The organism is Halorussus sp. AFM4 (assembly GCF_051194995.1).
Classification (GTDB): Archaea; Halobacteriota; Halobacteria; order Halobacteriales; family Haladaptataceae; genus Halorussus.
Genome location: NZ_JBNTJT010000002.1, coordinates 457,447 through 475,904 on the forward strand (window position 1 = coordinate 457,447; position 18,458 = coordinate 475,904).

Annotated in this window: 15 protein-coding genes; 8 read left to right on the top strand and 7 right to left on the bottom strand. The window is 67.6% G+C overall.

Annotated elements, in window-relative coordinates; all coding sequences use genetic code 11:
- Positions 1 to 9 precede the first annotated feature (9 nt).
- A complete protein-coding gene (locus tag ACQUQF_RS10505) occupies positions 10 to 687 on the bottom strand; it encodes a 4-carboxy-4-hydroxy-2-oxoadipate aldolase/oxaloacetate decarboxylase (RefSeq protein WP_435178501.1) in 678 nt (225 codons plus the stop codon).
- The gene (locus ACQUQF_RS10510; RefSeq protein ID WP_435178503.1) at positions 684 to 1,664 is read right to left on the bottom strand and encodes a D-2-hydroxyacid dehydrogenase; all 981 of its coding nucleotides are present in this window, start codon (positions 1,662 to 1,664) and stop codon (positions 684 to 686) included. Before ACQUQF_RS10510 ends, ACQUQF_RS10505 begins: the two co-directional genes overlap by 4 nt.
- A gap of 81 nt (positions 1,665 to 1,745) precedes the next feature.
- Between ACQUQF_RS10510 and ACQUQF_RS10515 the strand changes: the two genes are divergently transcribed.
- Positions 1,746 to 3,002, top strand: a complete 1,257-nt coding sequence (locus ACQUQF_RS10515) for a mandelate racemase/muconate lactonizing enzyme family protein (protein ID WP_435178505.1) — start codon at positions 1,746 to 1,748, stop codon at positions 3,000 to 3,002.
- Between the two features lie 86 nt (positions 3,003 to 3,088).
- Here the strand turns inward: ACQUQF_RS10515 and ACQUQF_RS10520 are convergent, their stop codons facing one another.
- Positions 3,089 to 4,342 (bottom strand): MFS transporter, encoded by a 1,254-nt coding sequence (locus ACQUQF_RS10520; protein ID WP_435178507.1) that lies wholly within the window; start codon positions 4,340 to 4,342, stop codon positions 3,089 to 3,091.
- Between the two features lie 4 nt (positions 4,343 to 4,346).
- On the bottom strand, positions 4,347 to 5,564 hold the full coding sequence (locus ACQUQF_RS10525; RefSeq protein WP_435178509.1) for an enolase C-terminal domain-like protein: 1,218 nt from the start codon (positions 5,562 to 5,564) through the stop codon (positions 4,347 to 4,349).
- Between the two features lie 115 nt (positions 5,565 to 5,679).
- Between ACQUQF_RS10525 and ACQUQF_RS10530 the strand changes: the two genes are divergently transcribed.
- Together ACQUQF_RS10530 and ACQUQF_RS10535 are read left to right on the top strand one after the other, a co-directional pair.
- The gene (locus ACQUQF_RS10530) at positions 5,680 to 6,633 is read left to right on the top strand and encodes a dihydrodipicolinate synthase family protein (RefSeq protein WP_435178511.1); all 954 of its coding nucleotides are present in this window, start codon (positions 5,680 to 5,682) and stop codon (positions 6,631 to 6,633) included.
- 60 nt (positions 6,634 to 6,693) lie between these two features.
- On the top strand, positions 6,694 to 8,376 hold the full coding sequence (locus tag ACQUQF_RS10535; RefSeq protein ID WP_435178513.1) for a TCP-1/cpn60 chaperonin family protein: 1,683 nt from the start codon (positions 6,694 to 6,696) through the stop codon (positions 8,374 to 8,376).
- On the opposite strand, the gene ACQUQF_RS10540 is transcribed toward ACQUQF_RS10535, so the two are convergent.
- Entirely contained in the window at positions 8,373 to 9,956 is a 1,584-nt protein-coding gene (locus tag ACQUQF_RS10540; RefSeq protein WP_435178515.1) for a TCP-1/cpn60 chaperonin family protein, read from the bottom strand. The genes ACQUQF_RS10535 and ACQUQF_RS10540 overlap by 4 nt on opposite strands.
- Positions 9,957 to 10,178: 222 nt before the next feature.
- On the opposite strand from ACQUQF_RS10540, the gene ACQUQF_RS10545 reads away from it, so the two are divergent.
- The 4 genes from ACQUQF_RS10545 (at position 10,179) to ACQUQF_RS10560 (ending at position 14,839) form a co-directional block, all read left to right on the top strand.
- Positions 10,179 to 11,678 carry an ABC transporter substrate-binding protein gene (locus ACQUQF_RS10545; RefSeq protein WP_435178517.1) on the top strand — a complete coding sequence of 500 codons (1,500 nt, stop codon included), beginning with the start codon at positions 10,179 to 10,181 and terminating at the stop codon, positions 11,676 to 11,678.
- Positions 11,679 to 11,789: 111 nt separating this feature from the next.
- Entirely contained in the window at positions 11,790 to 12,743 is a 954-nt protein-coding gene (locus ACQUQF_RS10550) for a carbohydrate ABC transporter permease (RefSeq protein WP_435178519.1), read from the top strand.
- Between the two features lie 2 nt (positions 12,744 to 12,745).
- A complete protein-coding gene (locus ACQUQF_RS10555; protein ID WP_435178521.1) occupies positions 12,746 to 13,573 on the top strand; it encodes a carbohydrate ABC transporter permease in 828 nt (275 codons plus the stop codon).
- Positions 13,574 to 13,663: 90 nt separating this feature from the next.
- The gene (locus tag ACQUQF_RS10560) at positions 13,664 to 14,839 is read left to right on the top strand and encodes an ABC transporter ATP-binding protein (RefSeq protein ID WP_435178523.1); all 1,176 of its coding nucleotides are present in this window, start codon (positions 13,664 to 13,666) and stop codon (positions 14,837 to 14,839) included.
- Positions 14,840 to 14,870: 31 nt separating this feature from the next.
- Here ACQUQF_RS10560 and ACQUQF_RS10565 read toward each other — a convergent pair whose 3' ends face one another.
- Positions 14,871 to 16,046 (bottom strand): mandelate racemase family protein, encoded by a 1,176-nt coding sequence (locus ACQUQF_RS10565; RefSeq protein ID WP_435178525.1) that lies wholly within the window; start codon positions 16,044 to 16,046, stop codon positions 14,871 to 14,873.
- Between the two features lie 76 nt (positions 16,047 to 16,122).
- Positions 16,123 to 17,247 (bottom strand): zinc-dependent alcohol dehydrogenase, encoded by a 1,125-nt coding sequence (locus ACQUQF_RS10570; RefSeq protein ID WP_435178527.1) that lies wholly within the window; start codon positions 17,245 to 17,247, stop codon positions 16,123 to 16,125.
- Between the two features lie 182 nt (positions 17,248 to 17,429).
- Here ACQUQF_RS10570 and ACQUQF_RS10575 point away from each other — a divergent pair, with 182 nt between their 5' ends.
- Complete coding sequence (locus ACQUQF_RS10575; RefSeq protein ID WP_435178529.1) at positions 17,430 to 18,368, top strand: alpha/beta hydrolase; 939 nt, start codon at positions 17,430 to 17,432, stop codon at positions 18,366 to 18,368.
- The last annotated feature ends 90 nt before the right edge of the window (positions 18,369 to 18,458 follow it).

An 18,458-nucleotide genomic window follows, 5' to 3' on the forward strand; every position in this document is an offset into this window, starting at 1 on the left:
CGGAATCGTTCAGTGCTCTGCGATTTCGAGGTCCCGGTACTGGTCGTCGAGGTCCAGTAAGTCGAAGAGGTACTCGCCGTCGGCGACTCGCTCACGCAGCTCGGTCTCGGTCTCGAGCTTCTCCTCGGCGGCCTCGGCGACCGTCTCGGCGTCGTCCTTCGGAACGACGGCGACGCCCTCCGCGTCGCCGACGATCACGTCGCCGGGATTCACCGTCACGCCTCCGCAGGCGACGGGGACGTTGATTGACCCGGGGACGGTCTTGTGCGACCCCTTCGGGCTGACCGCACGGGCGTAGACCGGGTACCCGAGTTCGTCGATCTCTCGGATATCGCGGACGGCGCCGTCGACGACTGTCCCCCGGAGCCCGTGGGCCCGTGCGGAGGTCGACGTGAGCTCCCCCCAGATGCCGCTGTCGGTGTGACCGCCGGCGTCGACGACGAGGACGTCGCCCGCCTCCGCGAGCTGCAGCGCCCGGTGGACCATCAGGTTGTCGCCCGGCGGCGAGCGGACCGTCACCGCAGTCCCGAGCAGCGCCGGCCGGCCGGCCGCGTGACCGATCTCGTGGTCCAGCACAGTCTCGGCCGACGTCACGTCGGAGACGACCGCCGTCGGGACGTCCGCCAACGCCTCGACGCGCTCGGCGGCGGGGCGGTCGATATCGGTCACGACCTCGTTCGAGCTCACGGCGTCCCCTCCGGACCCGCGACCTGGTTCTCCAGGTCGGCGAACTCGCCCGTCTCCGCGACGCGCTCGAGGTTCCGCGCGAGGATGTCCGCGGCGCGGTCGTAGTACTCGGGGGTGTGGCCCGCCATATGGGGGGTGACGTGGACGTTCTCGAAGTTCCAGAGCGGGTGGTCCTCGGGCAGCGGCTCGGGGTCGGTCACGTCGAGCGCCGCGCCCCGGAGTTCGTTGCTCCGGACGGCGGCGACCAGCGCGTCGGTGTCGACCACCGGTCCGCGGGCGACGTTGACCAGGACGGCATCGGGCGAGAGCGTCTTGAGCTCCTCGCTCCCGACGAGTCCGCGAGTGGTCTCGGTCAGCGGACAGGCGAGCACGAGGTAGTCGGTCCGGGCCAGCGCCTCGTCGAAGTCATCGCCGCCGAATCCGATGACCTCGTCGGTCGGGCCGCCCTTCTCGGGGGTGTAGCGCACCCCGATGGTGTCGACGCCGAAGGGTTCGAGGCGTTCGACGACGGCCTCGCCGATGGCGCCGAGGCCGACTACGGTGACCGTCGACCCCATGAGCTCGTGGGCCTGGTAGCGCTGCCACCGCCGGTCCCGCTGGCGGCGCCACCCCTCGTCGAGGCGACGGGTGAACACGAGGATGTTCCCGACGACCTGCTCGGCCATGTTCGGCCCGTGGATGCCCGACCCGTTCGTGACCGCGACGCCGCGCGCCTCGAGCTCCGCCAGTGGGAGGTGGTCGTAGCCGGCCGAGGTGCACGCGAACAGTTCCATGTTCTCCGCGCGGTCCAGGGCCTCGTCGTCGATGGCCTTGCCCGCGACGACGGTCGCGTCGGGTATCTTCTCGAGCGTCTCGGCTCGCGTTCGGGCGCGTTCGACGTCGAAGGTCGAGACTCGCTCCCGGATGGCGTCGAGGTACCGCTCGATCGGTATTCCGTGCGACCCCGGTCCGAGAACCAGTATCGTTCGTCGGGCCATACCGTTGTGTCCGCTGAGAGAGAGATAACTATTCCGCTCGGACGGGTAGCTATTTGTCTCAGTTGGGTGAGTACTACGACGATGTCGGACTCGAAGTACCACAAGCTGGTCGCGGAAATGAAGGGCGGTATCGAGTGGCGCGACCTCCGGGACGACGGGATGTCCCGCGACCCCGAACGCGACGTGGAGATAACGGCGGTCGACTGCCGCGTGGTCGCGGGGAACTTCCCCTGGAACGTGGTCTCGGTCGAGACGGACGCCGGCGTCACCGGCGTCGGCGAGGCGTTCAACGGCCCCGTCGGCGAGCACATCGAGTACCTGGAACCCGGCCTGGTCGGAGAGAACCCGTACGACGTGGAGCGTCTCACCGAGCACATGACCCAGCTGCTGTCGGGGCTCGCCGGCGGGGTCGGCTACTCGCAGGCCGCGGTGTCGGGCGTCGAAGCCGCGCTCTGGGACCTCGTCGGGAAGCTCACCGGCCTCCCGGTCTATCAGCTGCTCGGCGGGAAGTACCGCGACGAGGTCCGGATCTACTGCGACTGCCACGCCGGCGAGCACCTGGACGTCGGCGACCGCAAGTCCTTCGAGGCCTACGACCCCGAGGCGTACGCCGACGCCGCGGAAGCGGTGGTCGAGGAGGGGTTCGACGCCCTGAAGTTCGACCTCGACGTGGCCGCGGGCGAGACCGACACCGCGACGCGACGTCTCTCGAACGCCGCCGTCGAACACAAGGTCGACGTCGTCGAGGCCGTTCGCGAGCGCATCGGGAACGACCCGCTGCTCGCGTTCGACCTGCACTGGAACTTCTCGGTGGAGACGGCGCTCCGCGTCGCCCGCGAGCTCGAACCGTACGACCTCGCGTGGCTCGAGGACCCCGTGCCGCCCGAGAACCCCGACACGCACCGCCGCGTCACCGAGGGCACGAGTACGCCCATCCTGGCCGGTGAGAACCTGACCCGGGTCGAGGGGTTCGTCCCATTTCTCACCGCGGGCGCCATCGACGTGGCCGCGCCGGACATCCAGAAGTGCGGCGGTCTCGCCGAGTTCCGGCGCATCGCGGCGCTCGCCGACGCCTTCGACGTGCCGGTGACCCCGCACAACGTCGCGAGCCCCATCGGGACGATGGCCAGCGTCCACGCCTGCGCGACGGTGCCCGACGCCTTCGTCCTGGAGTACCACGCCCGCGACGTCGACTGGTGGGACGACCTCCACGCGGGCGACCCGCTCGTCGAGGACGGCCGCATCCGAGTACCCGAGCAACCGGGACTCGGTCTCGAACTCGACCTCGACGAGCTCAACGACCGGCTCGCACCGGGGGAGGAACCGCTCGACCTCTGACCGTCTCTCGGTCGACTCCCCTCCCGCCCTCTGCCAACTTCGGTCCGGCTCCCGGTCGATTCCCGGCCCTCGGTCGACTCCGCAGGTCAGTCGTCCGCGGGGACGGCGTGCGGGCCGTGGCTCTCGGTGACCCGGACCCCGACGAGGGCCGCGCCCGCCCACGCGAGAGAACTCGCGGCGACGAACGTGACCTCGAAGCCGACGACCATCGCGGCGACGCCGAACAGCGGGGGCCCTACCATCCCGCCGAGCCCCCGGGCGGTCGACCGGAGGCCGATGAGTTCGGACTCGCGCTCGACCGGCGAGACGTCGCCGATGAAGGCGATGATGCCCGTCTGGAGCGCCGAGAACGCGGCGCCCAGCGCGAACAGGCCCGCTCCGGCGACGAGCGCGCGCAGGAACAGCGAGTCCGGAAGCGTCGCGAGTCCCAGGAGGAACGAGTAGAACCCGCTTCCGACGAGTCCGACGACGATGAGCAGCTTCCGGCCGATGTCGTCGGCGAGTCGTCCCATCAGGTACATCCCGGCGATCTGGACGGCCGGATTGATTCCGAGGAGGACGCCCATCAGGAGCGGCGAGACGCCGACGTTCGAGACGAGGTAGACCGGAAGCAGGCTCGTCATCCCGAGGACGGTCAGGCTCCGGAGGAAGGAGGCGACGTACAGCCACTGGAGGCCGTTCGTCCGCAGGTGGTCGATGCCGGTGGTCGGAAGCAGTCGGCTGACCGTCTCCTGCGCGATGAGTGCCAGGGTGACCTCGCGGTCGTGGTCGGGGGTCGGGTCCTCGACGACCAGACAGGCGACGGCGACGACGGCCGCGAAGCCCGCGAGGAGGAGATAGACGGTCGAGCGGGCGAACAGTTCGATGAGCGCGCCCGAGGCGAACTGACCGAACATGAAGCCGACCGCGGCGGCGCTCGAGAACAGGCCGATCGCTCGGCCGCGTCCCGAGTCGCCGCCCCGCTCGCTCACGACCGTCAGCATCACCGGCAGGAAGCCCGCCGCGAAGATGGCGAACAGCGTCCGGAAGCCGAGCGGTCCCAGCACCCCGTCGACGAACGTCAGCGGGAGGACGGAGACGGCCGCGAGCGCCGCCGAGAGGACCAGCACCGCCCGCCGACGACCGGTCACGTCCGCGATCGCGCCCCACACCGGGGAGAACACCATCAGGCCGAAGAAGAACGTGGCCGTCACGAGGCTGACGGCCACCGGCGTCCCGACGCGGCCGACGTAGATGGCCATGACGGTGCCCATCAGGATGGTGGCGCCCTTGTTGGCGGCGGCCGCGACCGCTATCGCGACGTCCTGTCCGCTCGTCCGCCGCGTCGAACTGGCCTCCACGGACTTACCACCGCGGTTTGTTCGGCAGCCAGTCGGACCGGCCGATGTCGTCCATCGCGTCGGCGTACTCCGCCGCCATCGACTCGACCGAGGAGTACGCGAGCGGGTCCGACTCCTCGTACTTCCGCCTGGCGCGCGCCAGTCTGTCCTCGTCGAGTTCGACGCCGAGACCCGGTCCCTCGGGCGCGATGCAGCCGTCCTCGAATTCGAGCGGGTCCTCGACGACGTCCTCTGCCATCCACGGGTAGTGGGTGTCGCAGGCGTACCGGACCGTGGGCATCGCCACCGCGACGTGGGCCATCGCCGCCATGCTGACGCCGAGGTGGGAGTTCGAGTGCATCCCGACGCCGAGGTCGAACGTGCGCGCGACCCTGTCCAGGTCGACGTTCCCCGAGAGCCCGCCCCAGTAGTGGTGGTCCGAGAGGATGATGTCGACGGCCTCCTGCCGGACTGCGGGCGCGATCTCGTCGAAGTCCACCACGTACATGTTCGTCGCGATGGGGTAGTCGATGCGCTCCTTCAGGCGCCGGTGGGCGTTCAGCGTGGGGACCGGGTCCTCGAGGAACTGGACGTTGAGCTCGGAGTCCCGCAGCCGCCGAGCGATGTCGACTGTCGTCTCGACGCTCCACGTGCCGTTCGGGTCGATGCGGAGCGGCGTGTCGCGGCCGAACTCCTCGGCCAGCAGCTCGAGGGTCCGGAGCTCCTCGTCGGGCGGGAGCACGCCGCCCTTCAGCTTCAGCGTCTCGAAGCCGCCGACGTCGACGAACTCGCGCGCCTCTCGCACCACGTCCTCGGCCGACATCACCTCGTACCCCGCGACGGCGGCCGACTCGGGGTCGGCGTCCTCCTGCTTGTAGAAGAGGTAGCCCGAGAACTCCACCTCGTCGCGGACCTTCCCGCCGAGGAGGTTGTACACCGGCTCGTCCATCGCGCGGCCGATGAGGTCGTGGAGGGCCGTGTCGACGGCTCCGTAGACCATCGGGTCCTGGAGTCTGAACTCGAGGGGTCTGCGCTCGAAGGGGTTCATCCCCTCCACGAGGGGACGGACGCGCTCGAGGGCGTCAGCCTGGTCCCCGTAGGTCTCGCCGATGCCGACCTCGCCGTCGGCCGTGGTGAGACGAACGATCGTCCGCGCCGCGACGTCGCTGTGGCCCCCCCACGAGTTCCGGAGGCGGGGTTCCCGGTGAGCGACCGGGATGACCTCCAGGTCAGTGATGCGCATGAGTGGCTCGTTGACGCGGCCCACCATTAATCCTCGCCTCGAAGCCGTTCCTCGCGTTCGGCCTCGCCCGGAGGAACATTTTTGTGGTCTCCAGGAGCCACGTTAATCGGTAGCAATGTCCTACGAATCTCTGAAGGCCGACCTCCGAGACGTCGCCTTCACGAACCCGACGCCGTTCGACGAGGACGGCGAGACGATCCGCCACGACGAACTCGCGGCGAACGTCGAGTACGTGCGCGACGCCGGCGCCCGACTCATCGTTCCCTGCGGCAACACCGGCGAGTACTACTCGCTCTCGAACGACGAACGAGTCGCCGCCGTCGAGACGACGGTCGACGCCTTCGACGGCGCGGGGTCCGTCGTCGGCGGCGTCGGCGGGAGCACGAAGAACGCGAAGATGCTCGCCGAACGCTACGCCGACGCGGGAGCCGACGCCATCATGGTGATGCATCCGGTCCACACTTACGTGCACGAGGACGGCGTCCTCGACTACTACCGGGCGCTCGCCGACCACACCGACCTCGGCGTCGTCCTCTACAAGCGCGGCCCCGAGCTCACCCACGACCACGTCCGCGAACTCTCCGAACGCGAGAACGTCGTCGCGGTCAAGTACGCGGTCAACGACATCTCGGCGTTCTCCAGGGGCGTCCGGACGACTCCCGGAGACATCGTCTGGATCAACGGCATCGCCGAGCGGTTCGCCCCCTCGTTCCACGTCGAGGGCGCCGAGGGCTTCACGACCGGCATCGGCAACTTCGTCCCGCGGGAGGTCCTCGCGCTCCAAGAGGCGCTCGACGACGGCGACCTGGCGCGCGCGAAGGAGATCCGCGACCTGCTCCGCCCCTACGAGGACCTGCGCGAGGAGACCGGTCCGAACAACCGCTTCGGGTCCGCGAACAACGTCCCGGCGGTCAAGTACGGTCTCGAACTGGCGGGTCGATACGGCGGTCCCGTCCGCGAACCGCTGGTCCCGCTCTCCGAGGCGGACCGCCGGCGCGCCGAGGAGTACTACAAGACCGTCAGCGAGGCGTCTCTGTCGGAAGAGACCGTCCAGGATGCGTCTCCGTAGGTCCCGAGAGCCGTCGCCGCTGGGTCAATTTTATACGACTTACCCACCAACAAACCGACAATGGACGTCGGTAACATGGAACTTGATATCGAGGACGTCGCCAAGAGCGACTGGGCGATACAGGACGAGGAGGCCCGCGAGTACGTCCGACGGACGACAGACCAGGTCGCGTCGCTCGTCCGCTCCACGATAGGCCCGTACGGGTCGGAGAAACTCGTCGAGACCTACGACTATCAGGACCAGCCGGAGGTCGTGCTCTCGGCGGACGCCGACCAGATACTCGCCGCGGTCGAACGCGGCGACGGCTTCAACGATCCGGTCGCCGCGCTGTTCGTCGACGCGGTCGACTCGATGCAGCGGGTCCTCGGTGACGGCACCGCGACGGCGCTCGTCCTCACGGACGCGCTCGTCGACCGAGGACTCGACCTCGTCGAGGACGGCGTCCACCCGAGCGCGGTCGTCGTCGGCTATTCGATGGCCGCCGGCCGTGCCGGCGAGGTGCTCGACGACCTGGCCCGGGAGTGCTCGCCCGAGGACCGCGACCTGCTCCGGCAGGTCGCGAGCACGGCGATGACCGGCGACGTCGACGACGGGACGCGGTCCCGGTACGCGGAACAGGTGGCCGACGCGGTCGTCGGGCTCGCGGCGGCGACCGACGGCCAGTGGCTGAACACCGACGACGTGGACGTCATCGCCGGCACCGGCGTCGACGCACGGCTCCACCGCGGCGTCATCGTCCAGCGCCACCCCTCGCCCGTCCAGCGGGAGGAGAACTCGACCGCCGAGTTCGACTGGACGCCGGTCGTCGAGGGCACGCTGGAGGACGCGACGGTCGCCGTCATGGACAGCGACGTGTCGTTCGGGAAGACGGCGACCTCGTTCGGGGAGACGCAGCTCTCCTCGCCGGACGCCCTCGAGAAGCAGCGAACTGCCCTCGCCGACCGGCAGGCCGCGTTCGCCGACCGTCTCGATGCGCTCGGCGTGGACGTGTTCGTCTCCCAGGAGGAACTCGAGGACGACGTCCGGGGCGCGCTCGAGCGCGAGGGAATCGCGGTCGTCGACCGCGTTCAGTATCCGAAGTCCGACGTCGCCCGCCTGGCGCGGGCGACCGGCGCCTCGGTCGTCTCTCACGTCGACGACTTCGCGGCGGGCGTCCTCGGCACCGCCGGTCGGGTGCGCGAACTGGTCCGGCACGACGAGAAGTGGGCCGTCTTCGACGAGTGCGAGGGCGCCGTCTTCTCGCTCGTCGTGTCGGCCGACACGGCCTCGGCGGTGACCGAGCGCGAGCGCATCGTCTCGAACGCTATCGAGGTCGCCGCGATGGCGGCGATCGATCGGCAGGTGATTCCGGGTGCCGGCGCCCCCGCCGCCGCCGTCGCGAGCGACCTGCGCCGGTACGCCCCGACGGTCGCCGGCCGGGAACAGCTGGCGGTCGAGGCGTTCGCCGACGCGCTGGAGGACTTCCTCGGGGTGCTCGCCGAGAACGCGGGGCTCGACCCGGTCGACGCGGTGACGGCGCTCCGGCGAGCGCACGCCGACGGCTCCGCTGCCCCGTTCGGTCTCGATCTGTCCTCCGGCGAGACGGTCGACGCCTGGGAGGCCCACGTCGTCGAACCCAGGCGAGTGTTCTCCCAGGCGGTCGAGACCGCCCGGTCGGGCACCGAACAGCTCCTCACCGTCGACGCGGTCCTGCATCCGAACGTGGACCTCGACTCCTTCTCACCCGAGGTCGAGCACGACTAGGACGCGCCGCCGGGTCCCGGACCGGCCCCGGGGACGCCGGCGTCGGTCGTCTCCTCGTCGCTCAGGTCGGAGGCCGCCACCTGATCGTCGATGCGCACGAGTCGGATCGCGAGGTCCGTCGCGGCGTCGAACGCCGCCCGGGTCTGTTCGGTCGAATCGACGAGCGGGTCGTCGGCGAGGACGTCCCGCGTCTCCCCGAGGACGGAGTCGACGCCGTAGGCGTCCCGTCCCTCGGTGTGCGCGACGGTGAGCTGGACGATCGCCTCCCACCCGTCCATGCCGCCGTTCCGGGCGAGCGCTCGCGGAACGGCGAAGAGGGCGTCGGCGAACGCCTCGACGGCCAGCTGCTCTCGGCCGGCGACCGACCGGGCGTGCTCCCTGACTGCCCGGGCGGCCCCGACTTCGATCGCGCCACCGCCGGGGACGACGGTTCCGCCGTCGCGGGCGGTCGCCGCCGCGTACAGCGCGCGCTCGACGGACGCCTCGAACTCGTCGGCCGCGCGGGGGTCCGGCGCCCGACAGAAGAGCGTGTAGATCGGCTTCGCTTCCCCCTCGACGTGAACCATGTCGGTTCCCGCGTGCCGGCGAACGTTGACGTCCCCTCTGCCGAGCGTCTCGGCGGACACGTCCGCGAGCGACGGGACTACCGTCGCGCCGGTCGCCCGCGCGATTCGACCGAGGTCGTCCTCGTCGACCTGCGGCACGGCGAGGACGCCCCGGTTCGCCAGGAGGTTCTCCACTCGTTCGTTCACCGCCATCCCGGTGAAGACGACCCGGCAACCGGCTCGAACGGCCGCGTCGAGCGTTTCGGCGAACCGCGTCCGCTCGTACTCGCCGACGGCCTCCCTGGTCTCGAAGGAGTCGGCGCGCACCCGGGTCTCGCCCGGCCTGTTGGTCCCGCCGATGTTGGGCACGTCGACCGTGTCCGTGAGGACGGCCACGCCCGCCCCGTCGACCGTCCGCGGCATCGTCTCGACGGCCGGGTCGAGGTCGAGGACCACTCCGGGAACGAGCTGCGTCTCCGCCTGCGCACCGCCGATGCGGGAGGTGACCTTGACCGAACGGGCGACCGACTCGTAGTCGGTCTCGGCGAGCTCGTCGACCGCCTCCGCGATGTACTCGGCGACCATCGCGCGCGTACTCGGGTCTCGCGTCCCCGTCAGCGCGGTCCGTGCGACGGCAACCGTGCCGAACTCCTCGATGGGTCTGGCGTACCGGTCGAGGTGGTCGCCGACGACGTCCATCGCCTCGCGGTAGCCGCGTTCGATGACGGTCGGGTGACATCCCTCCGCGATCAGTCGGTTCGCCTCTCGGAGGAGGCCGCCGAAGACGGTGACGACGGTCGCTGCCCCGTCCCCGTGTTCCGCGGCGAAGTCGGAGACGGCCGTTTCGAGGAGGGAGACGACGGGGTTCGACACGTCCAGGCGTTCGACTATCTCGGAGCCCGACGACGTCGTCGTGACCGTCCCGCTGGAGTCGACGATCATCTTGTTCGCCCCGAAGGGACCGAGCGACGAGTCGACGAGCTCACAGATCGCACGAACGTCGCGTTCGGTCGACACTTCGTCCGCGTCGGTCATGGTTGATACTGTTTACCATTGCCCTTATGTCTATTGCAGGGAAAATCCATCATGTTGAACTCGGCTTGAATTTTTTATCCTCGATTAATGCAATTACTGATATCGGGGTCATTAGGCGGGGTAACACTTATTAAATTGTCTTTTCATACATACTATGGTATGGTAAGAGGTAGCAAGACCGGGGCAGACGGTGTCGACGAATCGACCAGTAGACGCACATTCGTGAAAGGAGCAGGTGCGGCCGCGGCCACGGGCGCACTCGGTGGCCTTGCCGGTTGTACTGGCAGTGACCAGAAGGACAGCAAGGACCAAACGAACGCCGACAAAGACGACGGCGGGGACGCGTCCGCAGACAAGGGTGACGGCGGCGGGCAATCGTCGACGACCATCAGCTTCATCTCCGGGATGGCCGCGGAGAACTCCGACATCCGCAGCCACTACCAGAAGTCGATGAAGGACTTCGAGAAGAAGAACGGTAGCGTCAAAGTCAACCTGCAGGCGGTCTCCTACGGGGACATCAAGACGAAACTGTCCTCGACCGTCAACGCGGGCAACCCGCCGGCGCTCGCCGAGGGCGGCGCGCTCGGACTCCAGTTCTACAATCAGGGGCAGGTGCCGAACCACAAACCCTTCTACGACTCGACCGAAGGCTTCCCGGACGACCTCACCGCCGCGAACGTGGATTCCGCGAAGTTCCGCGGGGAGTTCTGGTCCGGCGGCGCCCAGCGCCACACGAGCAGCAACCTGGGCATCAACGTCCAGGCGTTCAAGAAGGCGGGCGTCAGCAATCCCAAGAAAGATCTGGCGACGTGGAGTCAGTTCTACGACTACCTCAAGAAGATCGACCAAAATCAGGACATCATCGCCTTCGAGCAGACGGGCGTCTACAACGACCTCGAGTCCTACTGGGGCGAAGCGCGGACCGCCTACACCGGCGGAACCGATCCGTGGATCCGCGGGAAAGGGACCGACCCGACCGTCGTCGTCGGCAGCGATCACGAGGACGCGCCGAAGACCGACGGTATGATAAAGAACACCATCAAACTCGCCCGGGAGTTCTCGAGCGAGAAGTCCGCTTCGCGGGGTGACGAGGAGATCCCCTCGCTCATGCTCACGAACCGGGTCGCGTCCTTCACGTACGCGACGCCGACGGCCAACCGCTGGCGGCAGGTTAAGTCGGACGTCAAGTTCGGCTGGCAGGGCGGCGACGGCGACGTCATGCTGCTGCCCAACCCCAAGCTCGACCCCGACTACGGTTCGAAGGTCGGCATCTCCGAGCTCGAGGGCGTCTCCGGCGAGCACGGCGGACACGTCTGGTCGCTCGAACAGCAGACGTCCGTCTTCGACGTCAGCGACAAGAAACAGCAGGCCGCCTGGGACCTCAACGTCTACCTCCTCACGGACGAGGACTTCGCCCTGCCCGCGTGGGGGCAGTACTACGAGGCCATCCCCGGCACCAAGTCGATGGGGAAGAAGCTCCTCAACCAGTACAGCGACAAGCTCCCGTCGTGGACGACCAACGCGATCGACCAGGTGAACCAGTACGGGCCGCAGTACGCCACGACCGGGGCGGCCTGGGACGTGAAGGGGACCAGCGACATCCGCTGGAACAACATCAACAAGACCATCTCGTCGGGCATCGCCGGTCAGGTCTCGCCCGACAAGGTACCCCAGCAGATCAACCAGAAGATCAAGAAGACGCTGCAGGAACAGAACCAGTAAGTTCCCGATCGGTTCGGCTCGCACAGCTGCCGGCTAACCGTCGGAATATTTTCAGAAGGGCCGTAAACCATCCCAATCTTTTTGACCAATCGAGTCAAGGGTATGGGTAGCATGGCTCAAGCAGCAGAGACGGCCGAAGAGATTCGGAGCAAATACGGGCTGACAGAGGAGACCCTCGTGGACCGGTTGAAGCGGAACTGGACGGGGTACCTCTTCATCCTCCCGACGTTCGTGATGTTCACGTTGCTCTTCTACATCCCCATGGCACGGGGAGTGTGGCTGACGTTCACGAACGCCAGCCTCGGCGGAGCGGGCTCCTCGACCTTCATCGGGCTCGACAACTACGTCTGGATGGTCACGAACGACCTGTTCGTGTTCGCGCTCGGATGGTCGATGGTGTTCGTCTTTTCGACGACCCTCCTCCAGCTCGGGCTCGGCATGCTCGCGGCCATCCTCCTGAGCGAGATTCGGGAGGGGGTGCGGGACTGGTTGAGCGCGATCATCATGTCCCCGTACTTCTCCGCTCCGCTCGCGGGCGGTGTCGTGTGGATGTGGTTCCTGAGCCCCGACTTCGGGTTCATCAACATGCTCCTCAGCGACCTCGGAGTTCAGAACCAACCGTCGTTCCTCGCCGAGGGACTCTGGCCGTACGTCTCCATGATCGTCGCCCAGGCCTGGCACGACTTCGGCTACGCCGGCATCATCTACGCGGCGGCCGTCGTCAACATTCCGAGCGAGCAGTACGAGGCCGCTGCGCTCGCCGGCGCGGGACGTCTGCGCCGGTTCCGCGACGTCACGCTCCCCCACCTCATCACCCCGACGATCATCGTCCTCGCGCTCCGCACCGCGTGGAACATCGCCGAGTTCGCCCAGCCGTTCGAACTGACCGGCGGCGGACCTGGGACCCGAACCATGCTCCTCAGCATCCTCACGTACGAGGTGGCCTACGTCAACCTCAACTTCGCACGCGCCTACACTATCGGAATGGTGATGATCGTGCTCGCGATGGCCGCGGCCATCTTCTACGTGACCGTCCTGAACGAGGAGGAGGACCTCTACCTGTAACCATGCTGAACGCGAACAAACGCTCGCGATTCCTGTTGTACGCCGGACTGGTCATCATGGCCGTCTGGTCGCTCATGCCGTACTACTGGATCATCCGGACGTCCGTCCTGAACAACTTCGCCGCGATCGACCCGTCGACGGGGTACTTCCCCCTCTCCGAACTCACGCTCGAACCGTACTTCCAGATCTGGAACTCGTTCGCGATGACCACGTACTTCAGGAACAGCATCATCGTGGCGATCTCGGCGACGGTGATCTCGCTGTTCTTCTCAATTCCGGGCGCGTACGCGTTCGCTCGGCTCGACTTCCCGGGACGGAAGTTCCTGTTCTACACCGCGGTGTTCACGATTATGTTCCCGTGGATCGTCATCACGATCCCCGTGTACGATATCTTCTACGGCCTGGGGCTCATCAACTCCCTGGAGGGAGTCATCATCGCGCTGTCCATCTTCGTCCTGCCCCAGACCATCTGGCTCCTCCAGGGGTTCTTCCGGCAGGGCATCCCGCCGAACATCGAAGAGGCCGCGCTCATCGACGGCCACTCGGAGATCGGTGCGTTCCTGCGCATCGTTCTGCCCCTATCGCTGCCGGCCGTCGGCGCCGCGGCCCTGTTCTCGTTCCTCACCGCGTGGAACAACTTCCTGTGGGTGTTCGTGCTGACCAGCGACAAGGACGTGCGGACGGCGACCGTCGCCATCCACTACATCCTCGGCAGCGACGCGTTCCGACAGTGGAACCTGCTGATGGCGGCCGCGGTGCTTCTGGTGTTGCCGCCGGTCCTCTTCTACGCGCTCTCGCAGCGCTACGTCGGGGAGGGGCTCGCCGGGTGATACCGATGCGGGCTCTCGCGTCTTCCGTCGTCGAAACAATAATGACAGATAGAGACAATACTACCAGTACGAACCAGGTGAACACATAGCATGGCTACCGTAGAATTCGACAACGTCACCAAGGTGTTCGACGACTCCGCGAACACCATCGTTGCGGTAGAGGAACTGGACCTCGAAATTCAGGACGGCGAGTTCATCGTCTTCGTCGGCCCCTCCGGCTGCGGGAAGTCGACGACGCTCCGGATGGCGGCCGGCTTGGAGACGATCACCGACGGCCAACTCCGCATCGGCGGTCAAGTCGTCAACAACGTCTCGCCAAAGGATCGGGACATCGCGATGGTGTTCCAGTCGTACGCGCTCTACCCCCACAAAACCGTCCGGGGGAACATGGCCTACGGCCTCGAACTCAGTACCGACCTGACCGAAGCGGAGATCAACAGCCGCGTCGAGGAGGCGGCCGAGATGATGGGTATCGAGGATCTCCTCGACAAGAAACCGGCCTCCCTCTCGGGCGGCCAGCAACAGCGCGTCGCGACGGGCCGCGCCATCGTCCGCGAACCCGAGGTGTTCCTCTTCGACGAGCCGCTGTCGAACCTCGACGCGAAGCTCCGCAAGCACATGCGCACGGAGCTCTCGCGCATCCACTCCGAACTCGACATCACGACCATCTACGTCACCCACGACCAGGAGGAGGCGATGACCATGTCCGACCGCATCGTCATCCTGAACGACGGTCGGCTCCAGCAGGTCGGGGAACCCAAGGAGGTGTACTACCAGCCGGCGAACCTGTTCGTCGCGGACTTCATCGGGAGTCCGTCGATGAACTTCCTCGACGTCGAACTGGAGGGCAACCGCCTCACCAACGACAGGAGCTTCGACTTCGAGGTGACCGACGAGTTCGTCGACACCCTCCGGAGCGTCTCCGACGGCTCGGAGTTCACGTTCGGCGTCCGGCCGGAGAACGTCCGCGTGGACGAGGACGTCTCCGACTCGCGAGCCGTGAAGACGACCGTCGAGGTCGTGGAGGTCATCGGGTCCGACAACTTCATCTATCTCGACCTGGACGGGAAGGAGTTCCGCGTCCGCAGTCCCTCCTACGTGGAACCGGAGGAGGGTGAGGAGGTCACGATCACCTTCGACGACGAAGCGATTCACCTCTTCGACGCCAAGACGAGCGAGGCGCTCGTCCACGGGACCGTCACGCACGAGTCGATGGAGATGCCGAATCCCGCGAAGGGCGAACAGGAACGCGCCGTCAGTGACTGACCCCGCTCTCCGGCATCGCTACGGCCGCTGATTACTCGTAGACGTGAACGCTGCCGGTCGCGTTGGTCTCGATGTAGTCCCAGTCGTACTCGACTCCGAGACCGGGACCGTCGGGTACCTTGACCGTCCCGTCGTCGTCGACCGCGTCGAGCATATCCGAGTACCCGCCCCGGTAGACCGGCGGCTGCGTGTTCTGGCAGTTCGGGTGGACGAGCGCGAGTTCGTAGTAGTTGGTGTTGCGCGTCGCGGCGATGCAGTGGCGCTGGGCCGGCCCGGGCGCGTGGAACTCGACGTCGAGGCCGAAGCTCTCGGCGGCGCGGGCGACCTTCATCGCGCCGGTGATGCCGGCGTCGTACTCTGGGTCGGCCCGCAGGAAATCGGTGGACTCGGTGGCCGCGAAGTCGGACTTGAGTTCGAGGCCGCGGACGTGCTCGGTCTGGAGGACGGGCGTGTCGAGTTTCCGGGAGAGCTTCCGGTGGGCGTGCATCGAGATCCCGCCGTCGCGGAACGGGTCCTCGTACCAGAAGAACTCCTGCTCGTCGAGCGCCCTCCCGAGCTGGAGCGCGTCGGCGAACGTCTCGAGCTCGCAGGCCGGATCGTGCATCAGGTCCATCTCGTCGCCCACGCGTTCACCGACGGCGTGGACCGCGTCGATCTCCCGCCGCAGGTCGCGCTGGTCGTCGCCGCCGCCCCAGCCGTGGATCTTGAAGCCCCGGTAGCCCATGTCGCGACACTCCTCGGCGAAGTCGGCGAACGCCGCCGGCGAGTCGAGCCCGCCGTTCTCGTCGCCGTGGTAGGTCGAGGCGTAGGCGGGGAGTTCCGTGCGGTAGGTGCCGAGGAGCTCGTGGATGGGCGCGTCGTAGTACTTCCCGGCGAAGTCCCACAGCGCGATGTCGATAGGACCCATGCCCATCCGGTCGTACTTCCGGAGCGCGCGCTTCACCTCGCTCCAGTGCTTCTCGCGATCGAGCGGGTTCTTGCCGACGAGATAGTCCGCGATGATGTTGTACTGTGCGGCCGCCGGCGAGTTGCCGCCGACGTACTCGCCCGTGATCCCCTCGTCGGTGTGGATCTTCAGTCCGAACAGTTTCCGCTCGGTCGTCTCGCCCGGGTCGTAGACGAGATTGAAGCCGTGCCGGTCGGTTCCGACGTCCTCCAGGTCGTAGCTGAACTCGGTGCTCTCTATCCGGGTGATCTCGGGTGACATACGTGTACGTCGCTCGGTTGGGGCTTAAAGACGGGGGAGCCGGTCACTCGGTCGAGGCACAAAGACGGGGAACCGGTCACTCGTTCGGGTGGACGGTCGCCCGGTACGCTTCGCCGGCGGCCTGGGCCTCGTAGGCCGACTCGGCCTCGTCGAGGCCGACGCGGTGGTTGAACAGTTCGCCGTACGGGAACTCGTCGGCCGTCTGTTCGAGCAGCGAGATCGCCGTCTCGAACTGGTTGGGCGGGTAGGCCAGGCTCCCGCGGATCGACAGCTCCTTGTGGATGATCTGGGAGGGGTCCACCTCCGCCTCGCCGTTGTAGGCGTAGTGACCCACCTCGACGACGGTGCCGGCCTTCCGCGAGATGTCGAGCGCCTGTTCGAACGCGCTCGGATGGCCGACGGCCTCGATGACGACGTCCGGGCCGTCCCCGCTCGGCGTCAGGTCGTCGACGGCGTCGACGAAGTCGTCGTCCTCGTAATCGCCGGCGTTGACGGTGTGCGTCGCGCCGAACCGCTCGGCGAGCTCCAGGCGCTCGTCGACGAGGTCGACGGAGATGACCTGGCCGGCGCCAGCGTGGCTCGCGGCCGCGGCGGCGAGCATCCCGATGGGGCCGGCGCCCTGGACGACGACGGACTGGCCGATGCCGAAGCCCTCCCGGATCCAGGGAACCCCCGGCTGGTAGGAGAGGTCGAAGGCGTGGGTGGCCACCGACAGGGGCTCGACCAGCGCGCCGAGTTCCACGTCGAGGTCGTCGGGCAGGCGGAAGAAGTGCGCGTCCTCCTCGACGACGAAGTACTCGCTCATCCCGCCGTGGACGTGCGGTTCGTCCTCGACGCCGCGGAAGCCGTACACCTTCCGCTCAGTACACGCGAGTGGGTGGGCGGGGACGTGGTCTGTGTACCAGTCGTCGACGACGTTGATGCCGGGAACCACCGTGACGCCGTCGCCCGGTTCGATGCGATTGCCGGCCGAGTCCGTCGCGACGTCCTCGCCGACCGACTCGACGACGCCGGCCAGTTCGTGACCGGGAACGACCGGGAAATCGAGGTCCAGTCCGCCCGTCCGCATGTGAACGTCCGAACCGCAGATGCCCGTGAGCTCGACGCGCACGAGGAGTTCGCCGGGACCGATGTCGGGCACGTCGACCGTTCGAACGTCGATACCGCCGGATTCGTCCATGACTACGGTACGTGATTGCATTACAAAGTACAACCATCACGGCGCACATATATGTTAGCCCGGAGATCGGTCTGTCGCGAACTCGTCGACGGGCAGGCCGACGGTGTCGATTTCCACGTTCCGTCCGTCAGAAGACGGACCTGTCGCGGAGAATGAGTGAGATTGCCAAGCGTTCATGGTGGCTGGGCCGTACGTACGAACGAATGACTCCGACGCTCCACCCGCAGGCCGAATCGCTGCTGGAGGACTTCGCCGCCGAGCTCGCCCCGCCGGTCGACGCGCTCTCGCCGGCGGCCGTTCGCGCGGCGAGCCGCGACCGATTCGTCCGGTCCGAATCGCCGGACGTCGGCGGCCGCGTCCGCGACCTCGAGATAGCCGGTCCCGAAAGCGAACTCCCCGTCCGGATCTACGAGCCCGGCGGTGACGGTCCCCACCCCGTGCTGGTGTACTTCCACGGGGGCGGGTGGGTCCGCGGTGACCTCGACACCCACGACGAGCTCTGTCGCGATCTGACGCGGCGGGTCGGCTGCATGACCGTCTCGGTCGGTTATCGACGCGCGCCCGAGCACCCCTTTCCGGCGGCGGCCGTCGACGCTCACGGCGCGGTCGAGTGGGCGGCCGACCACGTCGGGAGCCTCGGCGGAGACCCCGAGCGCATCGCGGTGGCGGGCGACAGCGCGGGCGGCAACCTCGCGACGGTCGCCGCGCTGATGGCCCGCGACCGCGGCGGTCCGACCCCCGTCGGACAGGTGCTGTTCTATCCCGCCACCGACCACGCGTTCGACACCGAGTCCTACCGGGAACACGCCGACGACCCGGTGCTCTCTCGCGCGGCGATGGAGTGGTACTGGAGCCAGTACCTCGACCGGGCGCTCGACGGTCGACACCCCTACGCCGCTCCGCTGGCCGCGCGCGACCTCTCCGGGATGCCGCCGACGACGGTGATCACCGCGGGCGTCGACCCGCTCCGCGACGACGGGCGGGCCTACGCCGACCGACTGGCCGACCACGGCGTCCCCGTTTCCTACGCGGAGTACGACGACGTCTTCCACGCGTTCGTCTCGTTCCCCGAACTCGACCGGGCGGAGGAGGCCCGCGCGGAGGCCGCGACCGCGCTCCGAGATGCGTTCGACGCGTCCTGAAGCGCGTTCGACCGGGCCCGGGACCCGACGCAGTTCGAACGGCAGAGCGCCCGACCCGCATCTTTATTGCTATCGGTAGACACTCTCATG